We start from the raw sequence: 22006 nt of genomic DNA, 5'->3' as shown, positions 1-22006 counted from the left end.
ATGCTGTCTATAGGGTATAGAACTATCAAATGTGACCCTTTTTAGTTCACAGGCACTATACGCTTCTTTTTTTAGAAAATCTTATCTGCAATAAACTAGAAATAAAACAACATATTTTTACTATCCAAAATCTATAAATCAAGCTTGAAAGTTTTATCAATTTGCGCTTATTAGCTTTCATATACATAAATATTCGTTTGGATGTACATTCCATTCAGAAACATAATGAATGACTGTCGTACAAAGATAAAACGTATCTGATAGTAGAATATTCTTTGATGGCACCATGTTTTTATAGCAAATAAAGTATAAAAAAAGGGACTTACCTATCGGTAAGTCCCTTTTTTTATCTCAGTAAAGCTCATATTGACTCTTACATCTTTGCTCTAATCGTAGTCACAATACCAGATAACGCATAAATGATACCAATCGCTAAGATACCAACAGGTATGTCATAGAGCACGATACTCATGACAAGTACGCCAATGATAAGCACCACAAAGGGTACTTTCTTTTTATCAAACTCTTTAAAGCTGTAGTATTTAACATTACTGACCATGAGCAGACCACAAATAACTACCCAAGCTGCGAACAAAAACATGATCGCCGTATCGTACTGTCCAATCCATTCATTGTGATCAACTGCAACCATAACTGCTGCTGTTACTAATATGGCGGCAAGCGGACTTGCCAAACCAACGAAGTATTTTTTATCGACAATGCCAACCTGCACGTTGAAGCGTGCAAGACGAAAGGCAGCACAGGCAGTAAAGACGAACGCACAACCAATCCCAATACGACCCAGCGGTTCTAGCGCAAAACTATAAACCAAAATAGCAGGGGCCACGCCAAACGCGAGCATATCTGCTAATGAATCATATTGTTCACCAAACGGGCTTTGGGCATTAAGCATACGAGCGACGCGGCCGTCGGCACCATCTAGAATACCTGATAAAAAGATAGCCAAAGCCGCCTTGTAAAACTCGCCTTGCGTACTCGCTAAAATCGAGTAAAACCCTGACAGTAATGATAATGTGGTAATCAAATTGGGTGCTAGATATACACCGCGACTGACGACCCTCTTACCTTCCGCGACTTCTGCCTCAACGACCTCAAAGGTTAAACCATCGTAATTGTCGTTGTCCGCTAGACGAATATTAAACTCATGCTCATCCATGTATGGAGGCTGGGTCGCTGCATTGTCCTGCAACGATCCCTCTCTTGGAAGCATACTATTTGGTTCGCCTTCAGGTGGCTGCATATTCGTCATCTTGATATCCTTATTGGCCAATATTGCTTTTCACTGACATCATCTACTGACGTCACTATTCACCAACCAGCCAGCGTACATTGGTCGCACTGTCAGGCGTTAAGTCTGGGGCATCTTCTACTTTTAGTACTGGCTGCAAGAAACGTAATATCTCGCGTGCATGATTATCAAACTGCCATGGCGGATTGATAACCAGTAGACCTGTACCGTTCAGACCAACGGCAACATCATTAGGATAAATATTTAGCTCACAAACCAGCTGACGACGCATCTCAGTACGCTTGAGCTTTTTATAAAACAGCTCGACCGCTTCGATATTTTTGATTGGGAACCAAAGCGCATAAGTACCTTGTGGCCACTTGTTATAAGCCGCGACCAATAGGTCGATAAGGCGGGTAAAGTCTTTATGCTCTTGCTCATAAGGCGGATCAAGGAAAATCAAACCGCGCTTTTCTTTTGGTGGAATAACAGCGGTGATACCTTCAAAGGCATCACGATGCTGGATACCAATCGGCAACTTATGTAGCTGATAGTTCAACGCATCATATTCAGTCGCTTTGGCTTCAAAAGCCTCAGCACGCACGCCAGCATCAGGCTTTTTAGCCGCAGTTTTTTCGACATGATGGGCAACCCACCACGGCGAACCAGGGTAGACTTTATTGTCGTAAGTGAATTTGGCTTGCTTAATGCCTTCCATATAGTCTTTGACAGCGGCAGGTGCTTTTTCGGTATCTGCTTTTAGAAAAGCTTGAATACCGCCTTTGGCCTCCCCTGTCTTGCGCGCTTCTTCACTGCTTAGTGAATACAGTCCACGGCCGCCATAGGCGTCAAGCACATAAAACGGTTTGTTTTTCTGCCCCAATTGATTGAGCAGTTGTACCAATAAAATGTGTTTAACCACATCAGCAAAGTTACCAGCGTGGTAGGCGTGTTTATAGTTCATAATCTCAAAAGTTTAAATAAGAAAAATTGCATCTATGGTAGCATAGGCGGAGTAAAAGATAATGTGGTTTTAGTAAGCGCTTTCAATAAAAACGCATTGAATGACGTTATATTGACCACTGATTGATAAGAAAGAGATGAAATGACGCAGATTATTAGCAACCTGAGCAAGACAGCGTTGGTCGTTGATCATCCGATAGGACAAGACAACCCTCCGTTACTATCTCCAGACAGTCATAACGACGCCCAAAACGCGCCTACCCAGAAGATGCTGCAACTGTCTGATTTTGCAGTCAGCTGGGAAAATAGGCTGACGGACAAACAGCTTGATACATTTGTCACTGATGGCTGGCTCATCATTGATAATGTGTTTGATGATACAGCGTTGCTCGCGCTACAAGCAGAAAGCGGTTTTATTGATTATCGTGATGCAGAGCTGACCGCTGGCGTTCGTATCAGTGATATCCGCGGTGATAGAATACGCTGGATCACTGAGAACTTCTTTGCAGGCTACTATTATCTGCAAAGCATTAATGCTTTGGCCTCGCTATTCAATCGTAGTTTGTTCGCTGGTATTCGCCATAGTGAAGCGCATTATGCGTGCTATCCGATTGGCTTTGGCTATCAATGGCACAGCGACAATCCTGCTGGGCGCGATGAAAGGGTGATCTCGGCAGTTTTTTATCTCAATGATGATTGGGGGCAGACTGACGGCGGCGCGCTAGAAATCGTTGATAAGCATGGTATTCATCATGAAGTCATGCCAGTTGCCAATAGACTCATTATCTTCGACAGCGATCTACAGCATCAAGTGCAAACAGCCCATCGTCAGCGCTACTCTATCGCTACTTGGCTAAGACGTGATGATGCTGTAGTTTTGTTTGCTGCGTCCTGAGTATATCTATCATTTGCTACGGCTCTAAGTAAGCTTTGTTAATTAAGGACAATAATAATGCGTAAGAATCTATTCAGATATTCTATTTTAGTTATTATGTTACCTTTGCTTGCAAGCTGCACGGCTATTAATCATCAAGCCTCAACTCAACAAATCAGTGAGCCTTTCTTTACCTATCACCTACCAAAATCCACCTCTGAAAAATCTGTGATAGTTACACCAACTGCTATCACGACTGAGTTCAAGTATGAGAACGGGTGTCTGCTTGCATTTGATGGAACAAGATGGATGACGCCAGTATTTCCAGAAGGACATGCCACTTTCGATATTAGTAATAAAACTTTAGAATTATTAGGAACAAGTTATCAAATGGGCGAAGTTGTTTTTGCTGGTGGCAATATTAGTAATTATGACAGAGACAAAGCTAAAACTTATAGTAATACTCCAGCTGAAAAATGTATTACAGAGTATTTAGCAAAATTTTATGGTGATTATGAAAAAATTTACTTAGACAGAGACTAAGATTTTTTTAACTATAGAAATCGATTAACCTTTATATATTTGCAACATATAAATAATTAGTACCAAATAGACCTGATAAAAAACAAGCTATCTTTTATAGCAAAAAACATTAACTCAACTTACCTAGGACTGTCATGAGTTCAGAAAACAATAGCAAAACCCACCAGCAAGAAACCTTAGACTTAAGTATCGCGCTACTCGAACGCCCATCTGTCACACCAGACGATGATGGTTGCCAAGACATATTGTCAGAGCGTTTGGAGCAAGCCGGCTTTGACTGCGAGTTCATGTACTATGGTGATAGGCAAGCAAAAGGCGAACATGCTGAAGTTAAAAACTTGTGGGCACGCCGTGGCACGACGGATCCCGTAATTTGCTTTGCCGGTCATACAGACGTGGTACCAACGGGTGATGAAAAAAACTGGACGTATCCACCATTTACGCCAACCATTGCTGATGGATATCTATGGGCGCGCGGTGCGGCTGATATGAAGACGGGGATTGCTGCTTTTACCATTGCGGCTGAGCGTTTCGTTGCCAATCATCCTGAGCATAATGGCTCTATTGCTTTTTTGATCACCTCAGATGAAGAAGGGCCGTCAATCAACGGTACGGTCAAAGTCATCGAAACCTTAGAAGCTCGTCAAGAAAAAATCACTTATTGTCTCGTGGGCGAACCATCAAGCACGGATACGTTAGGCGATATCATCAAAAACGGTCGTCGTGGCTCGCTAGGCGCAGAGCTGACTGTCACAGGTAAACAAGGTCATGTTGCCTATCCACATTTGGCTTGTAATCCGATTCACGCGGCGATGTCTGCCCTTGCTGAATTGACGTCGATTGCATGGGATAATGGCAATGACTACTTCCCAGCCACCTCCTTGCAGATATCAAATATTAATGGCGGTACAGGTGCAACCAACGTCATTCCTGAAACGCTAAACGTTGTCTTTAACTTCCGCTTTTCAACTGAAACGACTGAAGATGAGCTAAAGGCAAAAACCCATGCTATCTTTGACAAATATTTTAACGAAAGCAAGGCCAGTTACGACATTAACTGGAAGCTATCTGGTCAGCCATTCTTAACCCCTGAAGGAAAACTGGTCTCGGCCTGCCAAAATGCGATCAAAAAAGTTACCAATGTTGATACGACATTATCTACTTCTGGCGGTACATCTGATGGACGTTTCATCGCGCCAACAGGGGCACAAGTCGTCGAGCTTGGCGTACGTAATGCGACGATTCATCAAGTAGATGAAAAAGTAGAAGTCGACGATTTGGGTAAACTGGCGCAGATTTATGAAGGGATATTGGAAAATCTATTGCTAGATTAATTTTAATTTCTAGTAGCAAAAAGCGCCGTCTATTACAGATGGCGCTTTTTTTATGAGCATTTATTTTTAGTATAGTGGTTTGTTTAAAGATCAATACCTTTTTCTGGCGAAATATTCTCAAGTTTCTGCTGAATATTTATTAGCTCTGCTTGAAAAGCGTCGACTTTGTCATTCATGTCTTCATCTTCCTTCTTTAACACACCTTCTGTTCTAAAATCTTCTACATCAACCACTCGTCCACGCAAGGCATTTTTGATTATTCCTAACTCGTAAACTGAAATATTATCATCGTCCATTTTTGCTATCCATCTTTAGCGTCTTTGAGAATTTTCTCATATAGACATAGTATTCAATATACGGTAAAGCAGACGATGGTTGGTAAATTTTCGTAATATCATTATTTGAAAGAGAAGGGATTTTTTAGAGAGATATAAGGTCGTTTCTTATAAAACAAACCTGCTCATCGTTTAACGCTACATCAAGAAAAGAAAAATAGCGGAGAAAATGCTCAAATCCAATCGCTCAACCAATGTTTCAAAAGTGATTGAGCGATTTATATAGCACACTAACTAATGCGTTCACAAAGACAGAAGTTTATAACACTTACCTTTTACGGTCTAATCCGTCTACTCAATACCAATATAAACATCCACTTGACCGTATTCTAAATTACCACCGATATAATGCTCAAAATCCACATTAAACGTTCGGTTATGCTCACAATCTGGCGCATTGAAATACTCCCAAGCACTCTCCCAAGCATTCATGACGGTATTAGGCATATGGCCTTCTTCAGAAAATACCAAGTACTTTCCTGCAGGAATAGTGACTTCTACCACATTACTAGTGCTGGCGGTACTTTCACTGTCTGATTGAGCATTTTGCTCGGTAGCCGTTTTCCAGCTAGCGACAACATCAAACGCCCCTGCTAAATCATCACTTTCATAGTTATGATAGATACCATAGATATCTTCGCCTTCAGGAAGCTGACCTGCATGATTTTGATAAAACTTTTGCCATAATCTACCAAGCTTGGCAGTATCATGGCTAATCTCAGCGTTATTAGTGGTACGAACGCTGATACCGCGACAAGCGATCGCTTCTGGCAGCTCTTTAATTTGTGATGTCATGATGCGGCCTTTTTAATCTATTTATTGAATTTTTATGGATAACACTGCTCAACGTTATAGAGTCGATTAGTCGGCTTCATCGATCCAATTCATTTGAATGGCTTCTAAGATACCTTCATTTGATTTTTGTGGATCATCATCAAAGCCTTCAAGCTCAGTCACCCAGCGATGCAAATCGGTAAAGCGTATGTACTGCGGATCAGTCTCTGGGAATTTTTCATAAAGCTCAATCGCGATATCTAAGCTGTCTGTCCATTTTAATTTTTGTGGCGTCATAACGGTACCTTTTTTTAGTCGTTTTAGAAATAGTAGTGTCGCCTTAGTATTGGCGATTTGATGGACTCTATCCTACCAAAATTCAGCAAATGATTATAGCCAAGTTATTATCGGGTGCTATTTTTCAATATTTTTTATGCTGACTTAACCGACTTAACAGCGACTTGGTGGTTATTCCATGTGTTAATCACATCTGTCAACTGCTCGCCTTTCATGTCCAATACATCTGGCGTGCGCATACCTGTGTCATCAGTAAATACAAACTTGGTCATACCAACGCCCATCAGCTGATTTTTGACAAAAAATCGATGCTCAAAATATACGTATTTGTGATCCCAGCCTGCAACCACACTGCTGAGCGTCATTTTATCCAAAAACTTGATTTGTTTGAGATAAATCATCTCTTGCATGGCGATGACCCAGTTTAGAGGCTTGATGCCTTTCTCATGACAGCGTGCCATGACCCAGCGTGTCACGTTTAGCTCAATAAATGACAGATAACGATAATTGGGCAAGTGATCGCGAAACCCCATGTCATGCGGTAATACCCGATAGTGACGGACAGTGGGCGCGGTCAATGCCTCTAGACTAATCGTTTCGCTTACCGATTGACGCTTGAGCTGCTGCTTAAGCAAACTGACCATAATAAAAAAGCGCAGTAACATATTCATAAACATTTCTCTTATTTCGTTGTATTTATAATTGATGGTTATAGTGGGCAATGATCTCGGCTTGTCACCCTTTCATAAATGCCGCTCACTTTAACGCAAAAAAGCCACCTCAGTGACTTTCTTTGTTTAAAAACTTATCGGCAAAAGCGAATAGTCAAAAACATCGTTTAATTACTAATGACCACCGCCATTGATACTACGTACCATCTCTTCGACCATTTTCTTAGCATCACCGAAGATCATCATCGTTTTGTCCATGTAGAACAAGCTATTATCCAGACCTGCGTAACCAGTGCTCATTGAGCGCTTGATGACCATAACGGTTTGCGCTTTGCTGACTTCTAAAATTGGCATACCAAAGATTGGAGAGGTCGGATCGTCTTTTGCAGACGGGTTGACGACATCGTTTGCACCGATAACTAAGACAACATCGGTACTAGCAAAGTCTGAGTTGATCTCATCCATCTCAAGAATATCATCATACGGCACGTCAGCTTCTGCCAATAGTACGTTCATGTGACCTGGCATACGACCAGCAACTGGGTGGATGGCAAAACGAACGTTAACGCCTTCTTCTTTTAGCAGCTCATACAGCTCTTTTACCGCATTCTGTGCACGGCCTTGTGCCATACCATAACCCGGTACGATGACCACGTTGCTGGCATTAGACATAAGGAACCCTGCATCCTCCGCTGAGCCTGCTTTATAGTTTTTCGGTGCACCATCATCGCCGCCTGCTGCCACAGCTGACGTACCCATTCCGCCAAATAATACATTGAGTAATGAGCGATTCATGGCTTTACACATGATATAAGACAAGATCGCCCCTGATGAACCAACGAGCGAACCTGCGATAATCAGCATTGAGTTGCCAAGGGTAAAGCCAATCCCTGCTGCCGCCCAACCAGAAAATGAGTTCAATAGAGACACGACCACTGGCATATCACCGCCACCGATTGGCGCAATCCACATCCAACCAAAGATAACGGCAATCACGGCCATTGCATAAAACGCTGGTAGCGAATCTGTGACGAAATATACCCCGCCAAAACCAATCATCGCAATAAATAACAATGCCTGAACAGGTTTTACCCAGCCGCCGACCAGTGTTTTCGCCCAGCTTTTTGCTGCCAGTTTACCAAAGGCAAAGACCGACGCTGAGAACGTAATCGCACCGATAAAGCAGCCGATAAATAGCTCAACACGGGCAACAGCGCCATGTTCTTGCTCAGTATGTAATACCGTTGCAAGGGCAATTGCCACTGCTGCCAAACCGACAAATGAATGCATCAAAGCAACCGTTTCTGGCATCTGCGTCATCGCAACGGTTTTTGCCTTCCACATACCAACGACGGCACCTAAGATCATCGCGCCAATAATGAGCCAAAGGACAGGGCCTTCTGCTAAAAAGAACGTCGTCACAACGGCAATTGCCATCGCTGCCATACCAAAACGGTTACCACGGATAGCGGTTTTTGGACTCGATAGACCACGTAAGGTTAAGACAAAAAGAATCGCGCCAACCAGATAGAACCAATCCGCATTCACCGCAATCATTGTTGATAAATCATTCATGCGTCGCCTCCATTATCAGTGCTTGCTGCTGGGGCTTTTTTTACTTTGGGTTTGAACATCGCAAGCATGCGCTCAGTCACCGCAAAACCACCGAAGATATTAATACTGGCTAAAAATACGGCAAAGGCACCAAGCAAACTGGTTGGTGTAAACATCGAGCCATCAATCGTGACGGTCTGTAGCATCGCACCGACAATGACAATACTCGATAAGGCATTGGTTACTGCCATCAATGGTGTATGTAATGCAGGCGTAACACCCCAAACCACGTAGTATCCGACAAAAATAGCGAGTACAAATACCGTAAAAATCGCTACAAATGGTGTGCTACTCATGGCTGCACCCGCTGGCGCTGCCGCTAAAATGGTGGCGATCATCTCATCCTCCTAAAAATTTATTCATTACTGGCAAATGTATAGTGACAAAACATATCGTGCTAGGCAGTCGAACCTAGCGTTTGGCTAGTCGTACCTGACCATCATGTGTCACTGCCAGTGCGCCCTGAATTTCGTCTTCCATGTCTAAGTTAAGCGAAAGGTCGTTTGCTGCTGCATCGTCGCCAGCAGGAGCGATCAAAGTCGTGATAAAGTTAACCAAGTTATTGGCATATAAGTCTGATGATTGTGCGGCGAGCATTGATGGGATATTGGCAGCACCAACGATACGTACACCGTTCTCTGTAGTAATGGTGTCATTCGGTACACTGCCTTCGACATTACCACCTGTACCAGCAGCCATATCGATCAGGACAGAACCTGCTTTCATTTTGGTAAGGGTTGCTGCGTGCACTAGACGTGGAGCATTACGGCCAGGAATCTGCGCCGTGGTAATAACGATGTCAGCATTGCTGAGTGCCTTGTCAACGACAGCGGCCTGGTCTTTGATATATTGCTCTGATGGGGTCCATGCATAGCCGCCCGTTGCTTTGGCTTTTTGCGCCTCTTCTTCACTCATCGGCACATCAAGCCATTTTCCTCCAAGTGATTCGACCTGCTCTTTCGCCGCAGGACGCAAATCACTTGCCTCAACCACCGCCCCCAAACGCTTCGCCGTTGCAATCGCCTGTAGACCTGCCACACCTACGCCTAAGACGACTACTTTGGCGGGCTTGACCGTGCCCGCTGAGGTCATAAACATCGGGAAAGGACGAGAGTATTCGTTAGCTGCTAGCAATACCGCTTTATAACCGGCAAGGTTGGCCTGCGAGGATAGTACGTCCATGTTTTGCGCACGTGATAATGTGCGCGGTAATAACTCCATTGCAAAAGCCGTCGCACCTTTGGCAGCATAAGTGTCAAGCTGAGTGTTGCGATATGGGTCGAGCATGCCAATAACAACCTGATCTGATGACAAATTAGCGGTGGCCTCAGATGGTAAGTCATTGACGGTAGTAATAATTCGAGACTGGGTAATCACCTCGGTGCTACTGTTGGTAATATCGGCACCAGCCGCTTGATACAATTCATCAGCATAATACGCTGCTTGGCCTGCACCTGACTGAATGACGACTTCAAACCCAAGCTTGCGCAATTTTTTGACTGCGTCTGGGGTTAGTGCGACACGGCTTTCACTCGCGGTATCTGCACTGATTACACCGATTTTCATATCGTCTCCTTACTTATATAGAATGACTTACCCTTAATACCCTCAACGCATTTTCAAAAGCATAGGGGACAAAAATCCTTAACCATGACTTATCCAGTATCATAAATAAAGACTATCAATTTAATAAATGATGTGTTGTTTACCATCATGCCTTTTTATTATAGAGACATAATCTGCCAACTTTCATTGTCTAATGATGACCAACAAGTAAGATAAAAAGTTAGGCATTGATACCATCTGCATAACTTTTGTTGTTATATTAAAGTTTTTTATTTTTTCAAAAAACCTCTATCCCTTATATAACAAGGTCTCGCTTTAATAACAGCCAACTCTATGCATATTTACGCATTGCCATATCCCTTTAAAAAAACATAAAACACTCAAGGTCAAGTCAAGTTAAACCCGCAGCTGTCGTATAATAAGAATGCTTGACACCTGAACAGGTCGGTCATTGACTCACGATAATAAGGACTCACCATGTATTTTTTACTCTCTCCTGCCAAATCTTTGAATGAAACAGACGCTGTACCAGTGAACTTGGGCAACTACTATAGTCAGCCTGAACTGATCGCGCACTCACAGTCACTCATGAAAGTATTGAAGTCTAAAGAGCCCGTTGATTTACAAGAGCTGATGAGCATCTCTGATGATCTTGCGCAACTCAATGCCACGCGCAATCAACAATGGCGTTGGAGCGAAGATAAGCCGTTTACTGATGATGAGTCTGGTAATGCAGCAAAGCCAGCGGGCTACCTGTTCGACGGTGATGTCTATACCGGTCTTGATATGTATAACATGGATAAAGAAACGTCCATCTACGTCAATGAGCATCTAGGTATTTTGTCAGGTCTTTATGGGGTATTAAAACCATTGGACCTTATCCAGCCTTATCGCTTAGAGATGGGCACGAAGCTAAAAAACGAACGCGGTGATAATCTTTATGAGTTCTGGGGCGAAAAGATAACTGACGTGATCAATGCCCGTATGGCAGGCAGTAACGATAAAACACTAATCAATCTGGCATCGAATGAGTATTTTAAAGCGGTAAAAAAGAAAGCGCTGAATGCGGACATCATCACGCCACGATTCGAAGATGAGAAAAATGGTCAATATAAAGTGATTAGCTTTTATGCCAAAAAAGCACGCGGTCTTATGGTGAAATATGCTGCTGACAATAAGCTGAGCAATGCGGAGCAGTTAAAAGATTTTGATTTGGCGGGCTATTATTACTGTATCGAGGCGTCTGATGACAAGACGTGGGTGTTTAGAAGAGATGCGGCGGATCAGTAACTTGATATAAAACCATATTTACTACAGTTGCTAGAAGCATGGCACTCAGGGCTTCTAGCGACTGTATTACATCTTCTTTAATTTAACGGATCACAACAGTCCTTCTTGCTGTTGCGATTAATGAATAAAACCATTGCCTTGAGCGATAAAAATTATTCTCTAACGTGAAATAATCGACATGATAGCATCAGCCAGTTGAGGGATTTCCGTCATTTTCAAACCGGCAATATTTATTCTGCCATTTGGCATGCCGTAAATCGCGAACTCATCTTGCAATATCAGCATTTGACTCTCTGTTAGCGGTAATAAAGAAAACATGCCTTTTTGGTGTGAAATGTCCAAAAACTCTGCAGGTGCACCTCTATCTTTTAAGGCTGCGCCTAACGCTTGGCGAATAGTATCTACTCTATCACGGTAGCTTGCCAGCTCTACTAGCCAAGCATCTGGGCTGTCTAGTAAATAAGAAGCCACTGCGGCACCGTGATTGGGCGGCATGGAGTAATTGGCGCGGGTAATGGTTTCTAAAAGTGTCTGTATATCTGCGTGACGCTCATGGTTCGTCGTTATCACCGTGGCAATACCCGTACGCTCATTGTATAGACCCATATTTTTTGAGCAGCTGGCAGCGATAAATGCAAAGTCAGAGTCTTCAATTATTAGACGAAGACCTGCAGCATCGGTATCAGGATCATCTCCGAAACCTTGATACGCCATATCAATAAACGGCACAATATTTTTCTGTTTACATTTATCAGAAAATAGTTGCCACTGCTCTAAAGAAGGGTCTATACCGGTAGGATTGTGACAGCACGCATGTAATAACAGTACGTCTCCTTCTTTTGCTTTTTCTAGCGCGGCAAAACACGCATCAATGTCTAATTGGCCGTTTTTATTTTGCCATGAATACGTCTTAACCGCTAACCCAGCCCCTTCCATCAATGGACGATGATTGATATAGCCAGGATTACTGATCCAAACGGTTGAATCTGGAGAGAGTATAGCGATTAAATCAGCAATGAGTCGTAATGCACCTGACGCCCCAACCGTCTGAATCGTGCATTGGTTGTTTAGACTTGGACTCTCACCCAGTACAAATTTTGCCATTTGCTGGTTAAAATTAGCGTTACCCGATAACATGCCATAAGCCTTTGAATGAGCTTGGTGAGCAAGATGTATTTCTGCGTCTTGCACAGTTTTCATCACAGGCGTATTGCCATACTCATCTCGATAGACACCAACCAATAGATCTATTTTATGTTTGCGCTGGTCAGTACGAAACCTACCTAGCAATGCCCACAATGGATCACCATTGATAACAGGCATATTATCTAACATCATGATACTTCCTTAATTAATTTATTGCGCTCGATTGGACAAGATGACACCAATGGTACTGAGTACGATGCCGCATATCATGATGACTGATAGAGACTCATTGAGTATCAGCGCAGCCAGTATAGCGGTTAATCCTGGGGACAAAGAGCCCAGTAATAAGGTACGAATAGAGCCCAACTGTTTGACCGCATAAGAGAATGCAATGGTTGATACTACCCCTACACCCAGTCCTTGTACTAGGATAAACGGAAGCGCGTCATCAAAAGACACAGCGCCTATATTCGTCTCCACGATGCCAAATAGAACCATCATCAATGTCAGAAAAAAAGAGGTATAAGAGAGCACGATCGCGATAGCTATTGGACTTAACTTGGTGCTTTTTAACCCTAAGGTATAACCCGCCCAAATCAGGCTTGCCATCAATAATAACCCCACCCCATACAGAAGACTATTAGGTATTGCCTGTGCATGCCCGCCAATCATAGTCGCGATACCAAAGAGAATAAGGATTAATGCGGCAAATTTTCTTAATGATATTCGTTGACGATAAAAAATAAAAGACAATAATGCGGCAAAGAAAACTGGTGTCCCTGTCAAAATAGTTCCCATGTAAGCTGCTGGCACTGTAATTGCGCCAAAAGCCGCCAATAAAAGAAAAGGCACACCGCCAAATAAAATAAACATGATATCTGGCAGTCTTATATTTTTGATTTCATGCCAACTAGAGAGTACCCAAGGGGTCAACAAAACTAGCGGTACACTAAAGCGAATGAGCATGACATCGGCAATGCTGAGCGACGACGCCCCAACCGCTCGTACAGTCAATGCAAATCCTGACCAAATCAATAATACAACGCTCATCGCCACATAGCCTTTGGTCAGTGGCGACATTATAAACAAAGGACTTTTGCGTGATGAGGGGTGGAATATCGTATTCATAGTCGTGTCTTATGCTGGTATACAAAGACCAATTATCGATTAAAATACGCGCTTTTATCTCTATTTATTCATTGCAATTTTGCAAATATTTGGTGGATAATGCTAATTGAATCAAAATTATTGGCTTAAAAAACCAAAAGGTAAATTATGGACAAAATCGACCGTCATATCTTGGAGGTGCTTCAAAAAGAAGCGCGCTTATCTACGGCAGAACTGGCCGAACGCATAGGGCTGTCGCCGTCTCCTTGCGCAAGGCGCCTAAAGCGTTTGGAAGATGAAGGTTATATAGAGAACTATCAAGCGAACGTAAACAAAGCCAAAGCGGGTATTGCGATGAGTTTTTTTGTGGAGGTCAGTCTCAACAGCCACCAAGAAGAATCTATTGCAACCTTTGAAAATGCCCTATCCAATATGGACGAGGTCATCAATGGACATGTAGTGTCGGGTTCTTATGATTATTTATTAGAAGTGGTAAGCCCCAATCTCGATGGTTATGAGCGGTTCACCCGTAAGCTGCACAAGCTTGCTAGCGTCAAAGACATACATACTCATTTATCGGTGAGAAAGGTAATCAATAAAACGACTTTGCCTATTTTTGTGTGAGATTCTTTTATACTGACTAGGGGCACAATATCTTGTTCGATAATTAGTGAGTAGAAAGACCTATAGTGAGTTCATTTGAACTTGATAGAATATTGCTATGATAAAGAAGTGTCTGATGATAAGACTTGGGTTTTTAGAAGGGATGCAGCGGATCAGTAGTTTGATATAGAAATCTATTGATAACGCATATTGTAAAATTTCTCCATTATTTGAGGTATGTGCATCGGTAGGCTATCTATATAAAGATACTGTAGAGCTAGTACCTTTTGTATCATGTCGGCAGAATTTACCACGGTAGCTAAAAGCATTGCATTTAATGCTTCTAACACATTAGAGTTCTGTAATATCTGAATAATCAACGGCTCAGGAAAACCATCCTTCTTTCTTGAAAACGCATGCATACCTGTATGGACATATGAGTTTGCTGGTTTCATCGTTAACTCTTTAAACTCTCTCATCATTGCTACTGCTCTCTCAGGAACTATTCCCTCTCTCGCAGCGTCGTCTAAATCCTTTAAAATAATATTAATTGTAGGTATACGTTTCTCGGCTTGCGATGCATTTTGTTGAGTCAAAGGTTTATAGAATCTTTCAACGATATCATCTTTAGCAACCCAATATATCCATTGCGCTCTTATTAATGATTCAAATTGCAGGCGCAACAAGCTACTAGCCGAAATATTACACCCTTCTTTAGCTAATAAGTGTACAGCATGACCATGTTCAGATGAAATATCTGCCAAAATCAAAGTTGCTATCTCTCTATTATTAAAATCATCGATATTAGGAATTTTATTCGTTTCACTTAACAGAGATGTACGGAAATCCATTGATTGTGAATAAAACCTTTTGAAAGCAGCGCTCAATATACTTCCTCTTCAAAAAATACAAATCTAATTTAATGACAATCTATCATAACTCAAAGATTTTTCACATAAAAAAACCGTCATATTAGATTGCATAAAAAAGCTCTGCTATCTTTCGATAGCAGAGCCTTTAGTGGTCAAATAGACTTTATGAAGTTGATTTTACTTTTTGCGAAAAGTGATTTGTCAAGGAAGACGAGCGAAAATAGTACTTATTGTACATTGAGCGCGTCTGACGAAGACAAACCGCTTTGCAGCGACAGTAAAATTACATCATGCCGCCCATTCCACCCATACCGCCCATTCCACCAGCACCGCCCATGCCAGCCATACCATCATCTTTTTCTGGTAGGTCAGTAATCATAGCTTCGGTGGTTAGCATTAGACCAGCAACAGATGCAGCGTTCTCTAGTGCTGAGCGTGATACTTTTGCTGGGTCAAGGATACCCATCTCAAGCATATCGCCATATTCACCAGAGGCAGCATTGTAACCGTAGTTACCAGTACCGTTTTTCACTTCGTTAACCACAACTGAGGCTTCTTCGCCAGCGTTGGTTACGATTTGACGTAATGGTGCTTCCATCGCTCGACGTAGGATGTTGATACCTGCGTCTTGGTCATCGTTGTCGCCTTTTAGCTCAGACAATGCATTCATGGCACGAACTAACGCAACGCCGCCGCCAGGTACAACGCCTTCTTCAACCGCTGCACGAGTGGCATGTAGCGCATCGTCAACACGGTCTTTCTTCTCTTTCATTTCAGTTTCAGTCGCTGCACCAACTTTGATGACTGCTACGCCGCCTGCCAATTTCGCAACGCGCTCTTGTAGCTTTTCTTTATCGTAATCAGAAGTAGACTCTGCGATCTGACGGTTGATAGACTCAACACGGTTTTCGATGTCAGCTTTGTTACCAGCGCCATCAACGATCACGGTGTTTTCTTTACCAACAGTGACTTTTTTCGCAGTACCCAATTGCTCAAGCGTCGCAGTCTCTAAGCTCAGACCAATCTCTTCAGAGATTACAGTGCCGCCCGTTAACGTTGCGATGTCTTCTAGCATGGCTTTACGACGATCGCCAAAACCTGGTGCTTTAACGGCACAAGTTTTTAGGCCACCACGCATGTTGTTTACAACTAGGGTTGCCAACGCTTCGTTTTCTACGTCTTCAGCGATGATAAGCAATGGCTTGCTTTGCTGCATGACTTGCTCAAGTAATGGCACGATCTCGCGAATGTTGCTGATTTTTTTGTCAACCAATAGGATGTATGGGTTTTCAAATTCAGCAGTTAGGCTGTCTTGCTTATTGGCGAAGTACGGGCTGATATAACCACGGTCAAACTGCATACCTTCGACAACTTCTAGAGTATCTTCAAAGCTTGAACCTTCTTCAACGGTGATAACGCCTTGCTTACCAACTTTTTGCATCGCTTGCGAGATCAACTCACCGATTTTGGTGTCTGAGTTTGCAGAGATAGAACCTACTTGTGCGATGGCTCTTTCGTCATCGGCTGGGGTTGATAGGTTATGGATTTCTTTCACGGCGGCGCGAACGGCTTTGTCGATACCGCGCTTAAGATCCATTGGGTTCATGCCAGCGGCCACTGATTTCATGCCTTCTTGCAAGATTGACTGAGCCAATACGGTCGCAGTAGTCGTACCATCACCAGCGACATCATTTGTACGGCTAGCAACTTCACGAACGAGCTGAGCACCCATGTTTTCGAATTTGTTTTCAAGTTCGATTTCTTTGGCAACTGATACACCATCTTTAGTGATGGTCGGTGCGCCAAATGACTTATCGATAACCACGTTGCGGCCTTTAGGGCCTAGGGTGACACGTACTGCGTTTGCTAGAACGTTTACGCCGTCCATCATTTGTTTACGGGCATCTATGCCGAATTTTACGTCTTTTGCCATGTTAAATTACTCCACTATTATAAGTATGAGAATACAATTGAATGATTTGATATCTGTATATCAGAACCTGTGATCAAGATGTGCTGAGTATAAAAACATACTCAAGAGGACTAGCCTTCTAGCACACCCAATACGTCAGATTCTTTCATAATCAACAGTTCTTCACCGTCAACCTTCACGGTTTGACCAGCATATTGACCGAACAAAACTTTGTCGCCAGCTTTTACATCTAACGCACGAGTTTCGCCATTGTCACGAACTTGGCCATTACCAACTGCAATCACTTCACCTTGTGAAGGTTTCTCTTGTGCAGAACCCGGCAATAAGATACCACCAGCAGTTTTTGTCTCTTCTTCTATGCGGCGGACGACGATACGGTCATGTAAAGGACGAATGTTCATCGATATGACTCCAAAAATTGGTTGTTTAAATAAAGGGTTTATTTGAATTAATAGTCTCAATACCAGTATCTATAAGAGTCGCCATTCAATCATAGCAATCTAAAGATACGCTTTGAGCTTGTAACAAAAAGTGGGGGCAAGATAGGTTGGCTTCAAGTGTAAAGCCCAAAAATTTACAAGATTATTCTGCTGGTACTTGATGGCACCTAACAAAAATCATGCCTAACAAAGAGCATGCGTTTTATTTACCCTCTATTGCTGGCTTTACAGCACGTTACCCCTAATCGACTTATCAATGCTCATAGCAACATTCGCTACAAGCACTACACGCGTCAGTCGACTGTTACTCTTGAAAATGTAACAGAGTATGACCATTATAAGCGTTGCGAACATAATAAGAATGACCAATAGACGTTGCTATATCAGCATCATATTAATAAAGAGGTATCTATGAGTTCTCCATCAATGCATAACCAGTCACTGCACAACGATTCTAATAATACGAAACGCAGTCCATCTAAGTTTTTATCTGCCTTAATGACAGGTATCAGTATTTCTACCATTGGAGCCTTGAGTATGACCGCACCCACACTTGCCAGCGCAAAGACTGTTCAGCCATCAACGGCAAATTATAGCTTTACTGTTGAAGACAAATACAAAGGATCCGCGACTCGTACGCTAAACAAGTCTGGTAATACGTGGAAATACAACGTTAAGGCTCGCGTCGCTGGTGTGGCTAGTGCCTCGCAAAGTAGCACTTTCACCATCAATGGTAATAGTGTCGTCCCAACCCAAGCGAGCACCACTTATAAGCTATTAGGTTTGGGTCGCACACATAAGCTAGACTTTAACCCAACTACTAAGAAAGTCACTAGTAACTATAAGGGCAAGACCACGACCATGAATATGGCACAGCAGGCCTTTGATGACTTGAGCCTTGAGGTGCAAATTCGCCAAGATCTGCTGAATGGCAAATTCTCTGGTAATTATTACATGGCGAAAAAAGACAAAATCGAAAAGACCCCGTTTAAAAAGTCTGGCAGCACCAAAATTACCGTTCCAGCGGGTACATTTGATACGGTGCGTGTCGACCGCGTCCATGATGACGATAGTCGCTCTACCAGTTTTTGGTTGGCACCAAGCTTAGACTACTTACCTATCAAGGTTAGTCAGATCAATGATGGTAAGAAGATGGATTTAGAATTGACCAAGGTCAACTAATACCAGTAAGTAAAAGAATCGCTTTATCGTATTAAAAAAGCGGCGTCCTAAATAGGGCGCCGCTTTTTTATGTCTCAAGTTTATATGTTGAGATTAAAAACTATTAACGATGAATATCGTCTCTTAGATAACATATAAGTGCTAACGGGAGCGAGGTTTCTTGACCACATTATTCATTGAAGGCAGGCGTTTCAGCAAAATAAACAGCCAGACATTGATGGCAAGTAACAGCACAAAGTCGGTCAAGTACACTGCTATCTCAGCCCAGCTACTGCCGTATATGCGAGTAAATAGCACTACCCCGCTCGCGCCCAAATATACGAGCGTAAACATGCTACTTATCAATAATGCGTAAGGGGAACGCCCACGCAGTATCCATGGTGTCAAGATAAAAGCGGGCACTAGCCACAATGCTTGCCAAGCAATACCACCGACGATATCAGGGCTGCTTGGATTAAAGATACTGATAAAAATAGGCAGTCCCATTAATCTATAAACTAGCCAAATCAACCAAGTGACCATCAAGCGCTGCGCAATAGGTGCGATAGGCTTGGTAACTTTAGGAGACTTACTGTTAGAGTGGTTTGTGGCCATTAGAGATTTTTACTTCCTAAATGAATAGCATGGGTGTCTAGCTATTAGCGATTAATTATCAGTATTTGAGTGCAAAAAGTGTTTAAGTATCAAGTTTGAGCTATGACACCGGTTACATGAGACTCGATTAGCGACCCCAGTTTGCTTGTGCTAAAGCAGTAGCAGCTATTGCCAAACGGCGACCCTGTGCGATACCTAGATCACGCTCGTCTGCCGATACTGGCTGATCATGGGCGGCCCCGCTAACATGACTGGCACCATAAGGTGTACCGCCACGATGAGTGCGATTCAGTGCAGGTTCAGCATAAGGCACACCCACGATAACCATTCCGTGATGCATCAATGGTAACATCATCGTCAGTAGTGTGGTCTCTTGTCCACCATGCATAGAGCCTGTCGCTGTAAATACGGACGCTGGCTTATTTTGTAAGTTCCCTGCTAGCCACAGGGTGACGGTATTGTCCCAAAAATACTTCATGGGCGCGGCCATATTGCCAAAGTGCGTCGGGCTACCCAGTGCCAGACCGCTACAGTCTTTTAGATCATCCATCGTACAATACAAGTCACCTTCATCAGGTATTGCAGGCTTGCTCGATGTGGTTTCAGGGGCCACCGTTGGGACAGTACGAATACGTGCGGTCATGCCAGCATCTTCGATCCCTTGAGCGATAGCATATGCCAATGTCTTAGTCGTACCGTAATTAGAATAATAGAGCACCAATACATAAGGGGCGGTCTGACTCATTAGCAAAGCTTCCTTATAAAATCGTTAATGTTATCTTTTGTGGCAGACGCTATAGTCTAGTCTCATACTGCCGAAATATAACCTATAACTGCATTGTAAAATATGTGCACATTATGCCCGAGTCATTCACTGACATGCAAATAACCGTGGTATATAACATGGCTTATATTATATCGAGTTTCACTCTACACTGCTGTACGCTGTGCATATTGACACAATTAAACCGCAGATGTGAGCAGCGCATGTTTGTTACACTATTGTCACTCTTACTTTTGCTAACTGGTCGACATGGAAAAATTCTCACAAAAACTCCCATTTCTACAACAACGCTGGTTTCAATTCTTGCGATTTTTGGTTCGACATTTTTTTGAAGACAACTGTCAGCAAAAAGCAGCATCGCTAACCTACACGACTATGCTGTCGATTGTGCCTGTGCTAACGGTATTATTGATGATTTTATCTTCAGTGCCAGCACTCGCCTCTGTCAGAGCACAGATATACGAGGTAATTTATAGCAACTTGTTACCCCAGTCGAGTCTACAAGTAAGTGAGTATATCAATGACTTCGCCGAAAAATCCTCCAACCTGACCATTATCGGTGCCATCATTTTATTTTTGACGACCATCATGACACTGACAACCATTGAGCGCGCCTTCAACCAAATCTGGCGGGTAGAGAATCGTTCAGGTGGCCTCAAAAGCATGATGCGCTATTGGACGATTGTGACCTTGGGACCATTGGTCTTAGGTACGGCTTTTATTGCCTCAAGTACGGTTCAGAGTTTGAGTTTTTTGAATCGACAAATCGCAGGTTACGGGATCGATTGGGGGTTTTGGGTACAAGCCGTATCGATTGGTATCACTGTCGCAGGTTTTATTGGCATGTATTGGTTCATTCCTAAGGCGCGTGTACCGCTAAAAAATGCAGCGATTGCTGGTGTGTTTGTCGCGATAGTCTTTGAGCTGATGAAGCATCTGTTTGGTACCGTCATGGCCAACTTTACCAGCTATGAGGCGATCTACGGGGCTTTTGCCGCGCTTCCTATATTTCTTCTGTGGATTTTCTTGTCATGGAACCTTATCTTGCTGGGCGTTGAGATCAGCTACACCTTAACGATTTTTGAAACCGAAGAGGTCTATCCTCGCCATCCCCTACTTAGCTTGCTGGACATGCTGAATTTGGTATATACCCATCATCTAAAAGGTGAGGCCGTCAGCGAACAAGCGCTGCGTAATGTGCTGGGACGAAAAGAGCTACCCAAATGGTATACCTATATCAATTATCTACAAGACAGCAACCTCATCACCATGACAGAAGACGATGACTATGTACTCAAAAAAGATTTGAGTAAAATGACATTATGGGATTTTTATCGCACCTTGCCTTATCCATTGCCTATTAAGGATGAGCTTGATGAGATGAAGCTAGAAGACCAAAAACCTTGGCTCAGCTTACTGGTAGATCGTTTTGAGCACACAGAAGCCTATGCTAAGCAGCAGCTACATCTGCCATTGAGTGCTATATTCGCCAATAGTGAGCCGCGCAAAAAATCAGCTTCTGGTAAAAATAACAATGGTGGCAAGTTGTTTAGAAAAACGACGGCGGCAAGCCATTCATTGACAAGTGATAGCTTAAATAGCAGTGGCGCTTATAGAGACAATGTGGATATCGAACCATCACCCCACTTCGACCCTATCGCCTATGATAAAGACAGCAACATTGATTGCGACTATCACCATAATGAGGCGATCATTCCTATAGGTTCTGGTGAGCCATCGGCTGAGACAGAGGCTGACAGACGCGACTATAAAAGTGCCATTATTACTGAAGCTGATAATCCTAAAGCTGGTTAATGACAAGTTAGCCAAAACCC

At 42.9% G+C, this 22006-nt stretch carries 23 protein-coding genes; 7 read left to right on the top strand and 16 right to left on the bottom strand.

What is annotated here, in order from left to right; genetic code table 11:
- Window positions 1–373: 373 nt before the first annotated feature.
- Both pssA and JMX83_RS03935 read right to left on the bottom strand, forming a co-directional pair.
- Complete coding sequence (gene pssA, locus JMX83_RS03940; protein ID WP_201599261.1) at window positions 374–1177, bottom strand: CDP-diacylglycerol--serine O-phosphatidyltransferase; 804 nt, start codon at window positions 1175–1177, stop codon at window positions 374–376.
- Between the two features lie 148 nt (window positions 1178–1325).
- A complete protein-coding gene (locus JMX83_RS03935) occupies window positions 1326–2213 on the bottom strand; it encodes a 23S rRNA (adenine(2030)-N(6))-methyltransferase RlmJ (RefSeq protein ID WP_201599252.1) in 888 nt (295 codons plus the stop codon).
- Between the two features lie 141 nt (window positions 2214–2354).
- On the opposite strand from JMX83_RS03935, the gene JMX83_RS03930 reads away from it, so the two are divergent.
- The 3 genes from JMX83_RS03930 to dapE all read left to right on the top strand — a co-directional run bounded on the left by JMX83_RS03930 (window position 2355) and on the right by dapE (window position 4963).
- Window positions 2355–3107 (top strand): 2OG-Fe(II) oxygenase, encoded by a 753-nt coding sequence (locus JMX83_RS03930; protein WP_201599251.1) that lies wholly within the window; start codon window positions 2355–2357, stop codon window positions 3105–3107.
- 57 nt (window positions 3108–3164) lie between these two features.
- Window positions 3165–3629, top strand: a complete 465-nt coding sequence (locus tag JMX83_RS03925) for a hypothetical protein (protein ID WP_201599250.1) — start codon at window positions 3165–3167, stop codon at window positions 3627–3629.
- A 134-nt stretch (window positions 3630–3763) separates the two neighbouring features.
- Window positions 3764–4963: a succinyl-diaminopimelate desuccinylase gene (dapE, locus tag JMX83_RS03920; protein WP_201599249.1), complete on the top strand. Its 1200-nt coding sequence runs from the start codon at window positions 3764–3766 to the stop codon at window positions 4961–4963.
- An 83-nt stretch (window positions 4964–5046) separates the two neighbouring features.
- Here the strand turns inward: dapE and JMX83_RS03915 are convergent, their stop codons facing one another.
- The 7 genes from JMX83_RS03915 to JMX83_RS03885 form a co-directional block, all read right to left on the bottom strand.
- Window positions 5047–5259: a hypothetical protein gene (locus JMX83_RS03915; RefSeq protein WP_201599248.1), complete on the bottom strand. Its 213-nt coding sequence runs from the start codon at window positions 5257–5259 to the stop codon at window positions 5047–5049.
- 330 nt (window positions 5260–5589) lie between these two features.
- Window positions 5590–6093: a GyrI-like domain-containing protein gene (locus JMX83_RS03910; protein WP_201599247.1), complete on the bottom strand. Its 504-nt coding sequence runs from the start codon at window positions 6091–6093 to the stop codon at window positions 5590–5592.
- A 66-nt stretch (window positions 6094–6159) separates the two neighbouring features.
- Window positions 6160–6369 carry a Fe-S cluster assembly protein IscX gene (gene iscX, locus JMX83_RS03905; RefSeq protein ID WP_021812734.1) on the bottom strand — a complete coding sequence of 70 codons (210 nt, stop codon included), beginning with the start codon at window positions 6367–6369 and terminating at the stop codon, window positions 6160–6162.
- 134 nt (window positions 6370–6503) lie between these two features.
- Window positions 6504–7040: an acyl-CoA thioesterase gene (locus tag JMX83_RS03900; RefSeq protein ID WP_201599246.1), complete on the bottom strand. Its 537-nt coding sequence runs from the start codon at window positions 7038–7040 to the stop codon at window positions 6504–6506.
- Window positions 7041–7214: 174 nt separating this feature from the next.
- Complete coding sequence (locus JMX83_RS03895) at window positions 7215–8615, bottom strand: NAD(P)(+) transhydrogenase (Re/Si-specific) subunit beta (RefSeq protein WP_406947616.1); 1401 nt, start codon at window positions 8613–8615, stop codon at window positions 7215–7217.
- Complete coding sequence (locus JMX83_RS03890; protein WP_201512510.1) at window positions 8612–8950, bottom strand: proton-translocating transhydrogenase family protein; 339 nt, start codon at window positions 8948–8950, stop codon at window positions 8612–8614. The genes JMX83_RS03895 and JMX83_RS03890 overlap by 4 nt, the downstream gene beginning before the upstream one ends.
- A 115-nt stretch (window positions 8951–9065) precedes the next feature.
- Complete coding sequence (locus JMX83_RS03885) at window positions 9066–10220, bottom strand: Re/Si-specific NAD(P)(+) transhydrogenase subunit alpha (RefSeq protein ID WP_201599245.1); 1155 nt, start codon at window positions 10218–10220, stop codon at window positions 9066–9068.
- Between the two features lie 477 nt (window positions 10221–10697).
- On the opposite strand from JMX83_RS03885, the gene yaaA reads away from it, so the two are divergent.
- Window positions 10698–11510 carry a peroxide stress protein YaaA gene (gene yaaA, locus JMX83_RS03880; protein WP_201599244.1) on the top strand — a complete coding sequence of 271 codons (813 nt, stop codon included), beginning with the start codon at window positions 10698–10700 and terminating at the stop codon, window positions 11508–11510.
- 159 nt (window positions 11511–11669) lie between these two features.
- On the opposite strand, the gene JMX83_RS03875 is transcribed toward yaaA, so the two are convergent.
- Both JMX83_RS03875 and JMX83_RS03870 read right to left on the bottom strand, forming a co-directional pair.
- Window positions 11670–12848, bottom strand: coding sequence for an aromatic amino acid transaminase (locus JMX83_RS03875; protein ID WP_201599243.1), 1179 nt, complete (start codon window positions 12846–12848; stop codon window positions 11670–11672).
- Window positions 12849–12866: 18 nt separating this feature from the next.
- Window positions 12867–13784, bottom strand: a complete 918-nt coding sequence (locus JMX83_RS03870; protein ID WP_227675710.1) for a DMT family transporter — start codon at window positions 13782–13784, stop codon at window positions 12867–12869.
- A 147-nt stretch (window positions 13785–13931) separates the two neighbouring features.
- Between JMX83_RS03870 and JMX83_RS03865 the strand changes: the two genes are divergently transcribed.
- Window positions 13932–14387 (top strand): Lrp/AsnC family transcriptional regulator, encoded by a 456-nt coding sequence (locus JMX83_RS03865; RefSeq protein ID WP_201599242.1) that lies wholly within the window; start codon window positions 13932–13934, stop codon window positions 14385–14387.
- Between the two features lie 173 nt (window positions 14388–14560).
- On the opposite strand, the gene JMX83_RS03860 is transcribed toward JMX83_RS03865, so the two are convergent.
- The 3 genes from JMX83_RS03860 to groES form a co-directional block, all read right to left on the bottom strand.
- Window positions 14561–15253 (bottom strand): DUF6988 family protein, encoded by a 693-nt coding sequence (locus JMX83_RS03860; protein ID WP_201599241.1) that lies wholly within the window; start codon window positions 15251–15253, stop codon window positions 14561–14563.
- Window positions 15254–15521: 268 nt separating this feature from the next.
- Window positions 15522–17171: a chaperonin GroEL gene (gene groL / locus JMX83_RS03855; protein ID WP_201599240.1), complete on the bottom strand. Its 1650-nt coding sequence runs from the start codon at window positions 17169–17171 to the stop codon at window positions 15522–15524.
- A gap of 110 nt (window positions 17172–17281) precedes the next feature.
- Window positions 17282–17572, bottom strand: a complete 291-nt coding sequence (gene groES, locus JMX83_RS03850; RefSeq protein WP_058024926.1) for a co-chaperone GroES — start codon at window positions 17570–17572, stop codon at window positions 17282–17284.
- Window positions 17573–18022: 450 nt separating this feature from the next.
- On the opposite strand from groES, the gene JMX83_RS03845 reads away from it, so the two are divergent.
- A complete protein-coding gene (locus JMX83_RS03845) occupies window positions 18023–18793 on the top strand; it encodes a DUF3108 domain-containing protein (RefSeq protein ID WP_201599239.1) in 771 nt (256 codons plus the stop codon).
- Between the two features lie 141 nt (window positions 18794–18934).
- Here JMX83_RS03845 and JMX83_RS03840 read toward each other — a convergent pair whose 3' ends face one another.
- Both JMX83_RS03840 and wrbA read right to left on the bottom strand, forming a co-directional pair.
- Complete coding sequence (locus JMX83_RS03840; protein WP_201599238.1) at window positions 18935–19387, bottom strand: hypothetical protein; 453 nt, start codon at window positions 19385–19387, stop codon at window positions 18935–18937.
- Window positions 19388–19514: 127 nt separating this feature from the next.
- Window positions 19515–20132 carry an NAD(P)H:quinone oxidoreductase gene (gene wrbA / locus JMX83_RS03835; RefSeq protein WP_201599237.1) on the bottom strand — a complete coding sequence of 206 codons (618 nt, stop codon included), beginning with the start codon at window positions 20130–20132 and terminating at the stop codon, window positions 19515–19517.
- Window positions 20133–20420: 288 nt separating this feature from the next.
- Between wrbA and JMX83_RS03830 the strand changes: the two genes are divergently transcribed.
- A complete protein-coding gene (locus tag JMX83_RS03830) occupies window positions 20421–21986 on the top strand; it encodes a YihY/virulence factor BrkB family protein (RefSeq protein WP_201599236.1) in 1566 nt (521 codons plus the stop codon).
- Window positions 21987–22006 lie beyond the last annotated feature (20 nt).

This window comes from Psychrobacter piscatorii (assembly GCF_904846415.1).
Classification (GTDB): Bacteria; Pseudomonadota; Gammaproteobacteria; order Pseudomonadales; family Moraxellaceae; genus Psychrobacter; species Psychrobacter piscatorii.
Note: the sequence above shows the minus strand (reverse complement) of the source record. Positions and strands in the feature narration are given on the sequence as shown.

What these genes read in the sequence shown, in the direction of transcription:
- pssA (WP_201599261.1), bottom strand. Translation starts at nt 1,177, where the DNA reads ATGGATGAGCATGAGTTTAATATTCGTCTAGCGGACAACGACAATTAC.
- JMX83_RS03935 (WP_201599252.1), bottom strand. Translation starts at nt 2,213, where the DNA reads ATGAACTATAAACACGCCTACCACGCTGGTAACTTTGCTGATGTGGTT.
- JMX83_RS03930 (WP_201599251.1), top strand. Translation starts at nt 2,355, where the DNA reads ATGACGCAGATTATTAGCAACCTGAGCAAGACAGCGTTGGTCGTTGAT.
- JMX83_RS03925 (WP_201599250.1), top strand. Translation starts at nt 3,165, where the DNA reads ATGCGTAAGAATCTATTCAGATATTCTATTTTAGTTATTATGTTACCT.
- dapE (WP_201599249.1), top strand. Translation starts at nt 3,764, where the DNA reads ATGAGTTCAGAAAACAATAGCAAAACCCACCAGCAAGAAACCTTAGAC.
- JMX83_RS03915 (WP_201599248.1), bottom strand. Translation starts at nt 5,259, where the DNA reads ATGGACGATGATAATATTTCAGTTTACGAGTTAGGAATAATCAAAAAT.
- JMX83_RS03910 (WP_201599247.1), bottom strand. Translation starts at nt 6,093, where the DNA reads ATGACATCACAAATTAAAGAGCTGCCAGAAGCGATCGCTTGTCGCGGT.
- iscX (WP_021812734.1), bottom strand. Translation starts at nt 6,369, where the DNA reads ATGACGCCACAAAAATTAAAATGGACAGACAGCTTAGATATCGCGATT.
- JMX83_RS03900 (WP_201599246.1), bottom strand. Translation starts at nt 7,040, where the DNA reads ATGAATATGTTACTGCGCTTTTTTATTATGGTCAGTTTGCTTAAGCAG.
- JMX83_RS03895 (WP_406947616.1), bottom strand. Translation starts at nt 8,615, where the DNA reads ATGAATGATTTATCAACAATGATTGCGGTGAATGCGGATTGGTTCTAT.
- JMX83_RS03890 (WP_201512510.1), bottom strand. Translation starts at nt 8,950, where the DNA reads ATGAGTAGCACACCATTTGTAGCGATTTTTACGGTATTTGTACTCGCT.
- JMX83_RS03885 (WP_201599245.1), bottom strand. Translation starts at nt 10,220, where the DNA reads ATGAAAATCGGTGTAATCAGTGCAGATACCGCGAGTGAAAGCCGTGTC.
- yaaA (WP_201599244.1), top strand. Translation starts at nt 10,698, where the DNA reads ATGTATTTTTTACTCTCTCCTGCCAAATCTTTGAATGAAACAGACGCT.
- JMX83_RS03875 (WP_201599243.1), bottom strand. Translation starts at nt 12,848, where the DNA reads ATGATGTTAGATAATATGCCTGTTATCAATGGTGATCCATTGTGGGCA.
- JMX83_RS03870 (WP_227675710.1), bottom strand. Translation starts at nt 13,784, where the DNA reads ATGAATACGATATTCCACCCCTCATCACGCAAAAGTCCTTTGTTTATA.
- JMX83_RS03865 (WP_201599242.1), top strand. Translation starts at nt 13,932, where the DNA reads ATGGACAAAATCGACCGTCATATCTTGGAGGTGCTTCAAAAAGAAGCG.
- groL (WP_201599240.1), bottom strand. Translation starts at nt 17,171, where the DNA reads ATGGCAAAAGACGTAAAATTCGGCATAGATGCCCGTAAACAAATGATG.
- groES (WP_058024926.1), bottom strand. Translation starts at nt 17,572, where the DNA reads ATGAACATTCGTCCTTTACATGACCGTATCGTCGTCCGCCGCATAGAA.
- JMX83_RS03845 (WP_201599239.1), top strand. Translation starts at nt 18,023, where the DNA reads ATGAGTTCTCCATCAATGCATAACCAGTCACTGCACAACGATTCTAAT.
- JMX83_RS03840 (WP_201599238.1), bottom strand. Translation starts at nt 19,387, where the DNA reads ATGGCCACAAACCACTCTAACAGTAAGTCTCCTAAAGTTACCAAGCCT.
- wrbA (WP_201599237.1), bottom strand. Translation starts at nt 20,132, where the DNA reads ATGAGTCAGACCGCCCCTTATGTATTGGTGCTCTATTATTCTAATTAC.
- JMX83_RS03830 (WP_201599236.1), top strand. Translation starts at nt 20,421, where the DNA reads ATGGAAAAATTCTCACAAAAACTCCCATTTCTACAACAACGCTGGTTT.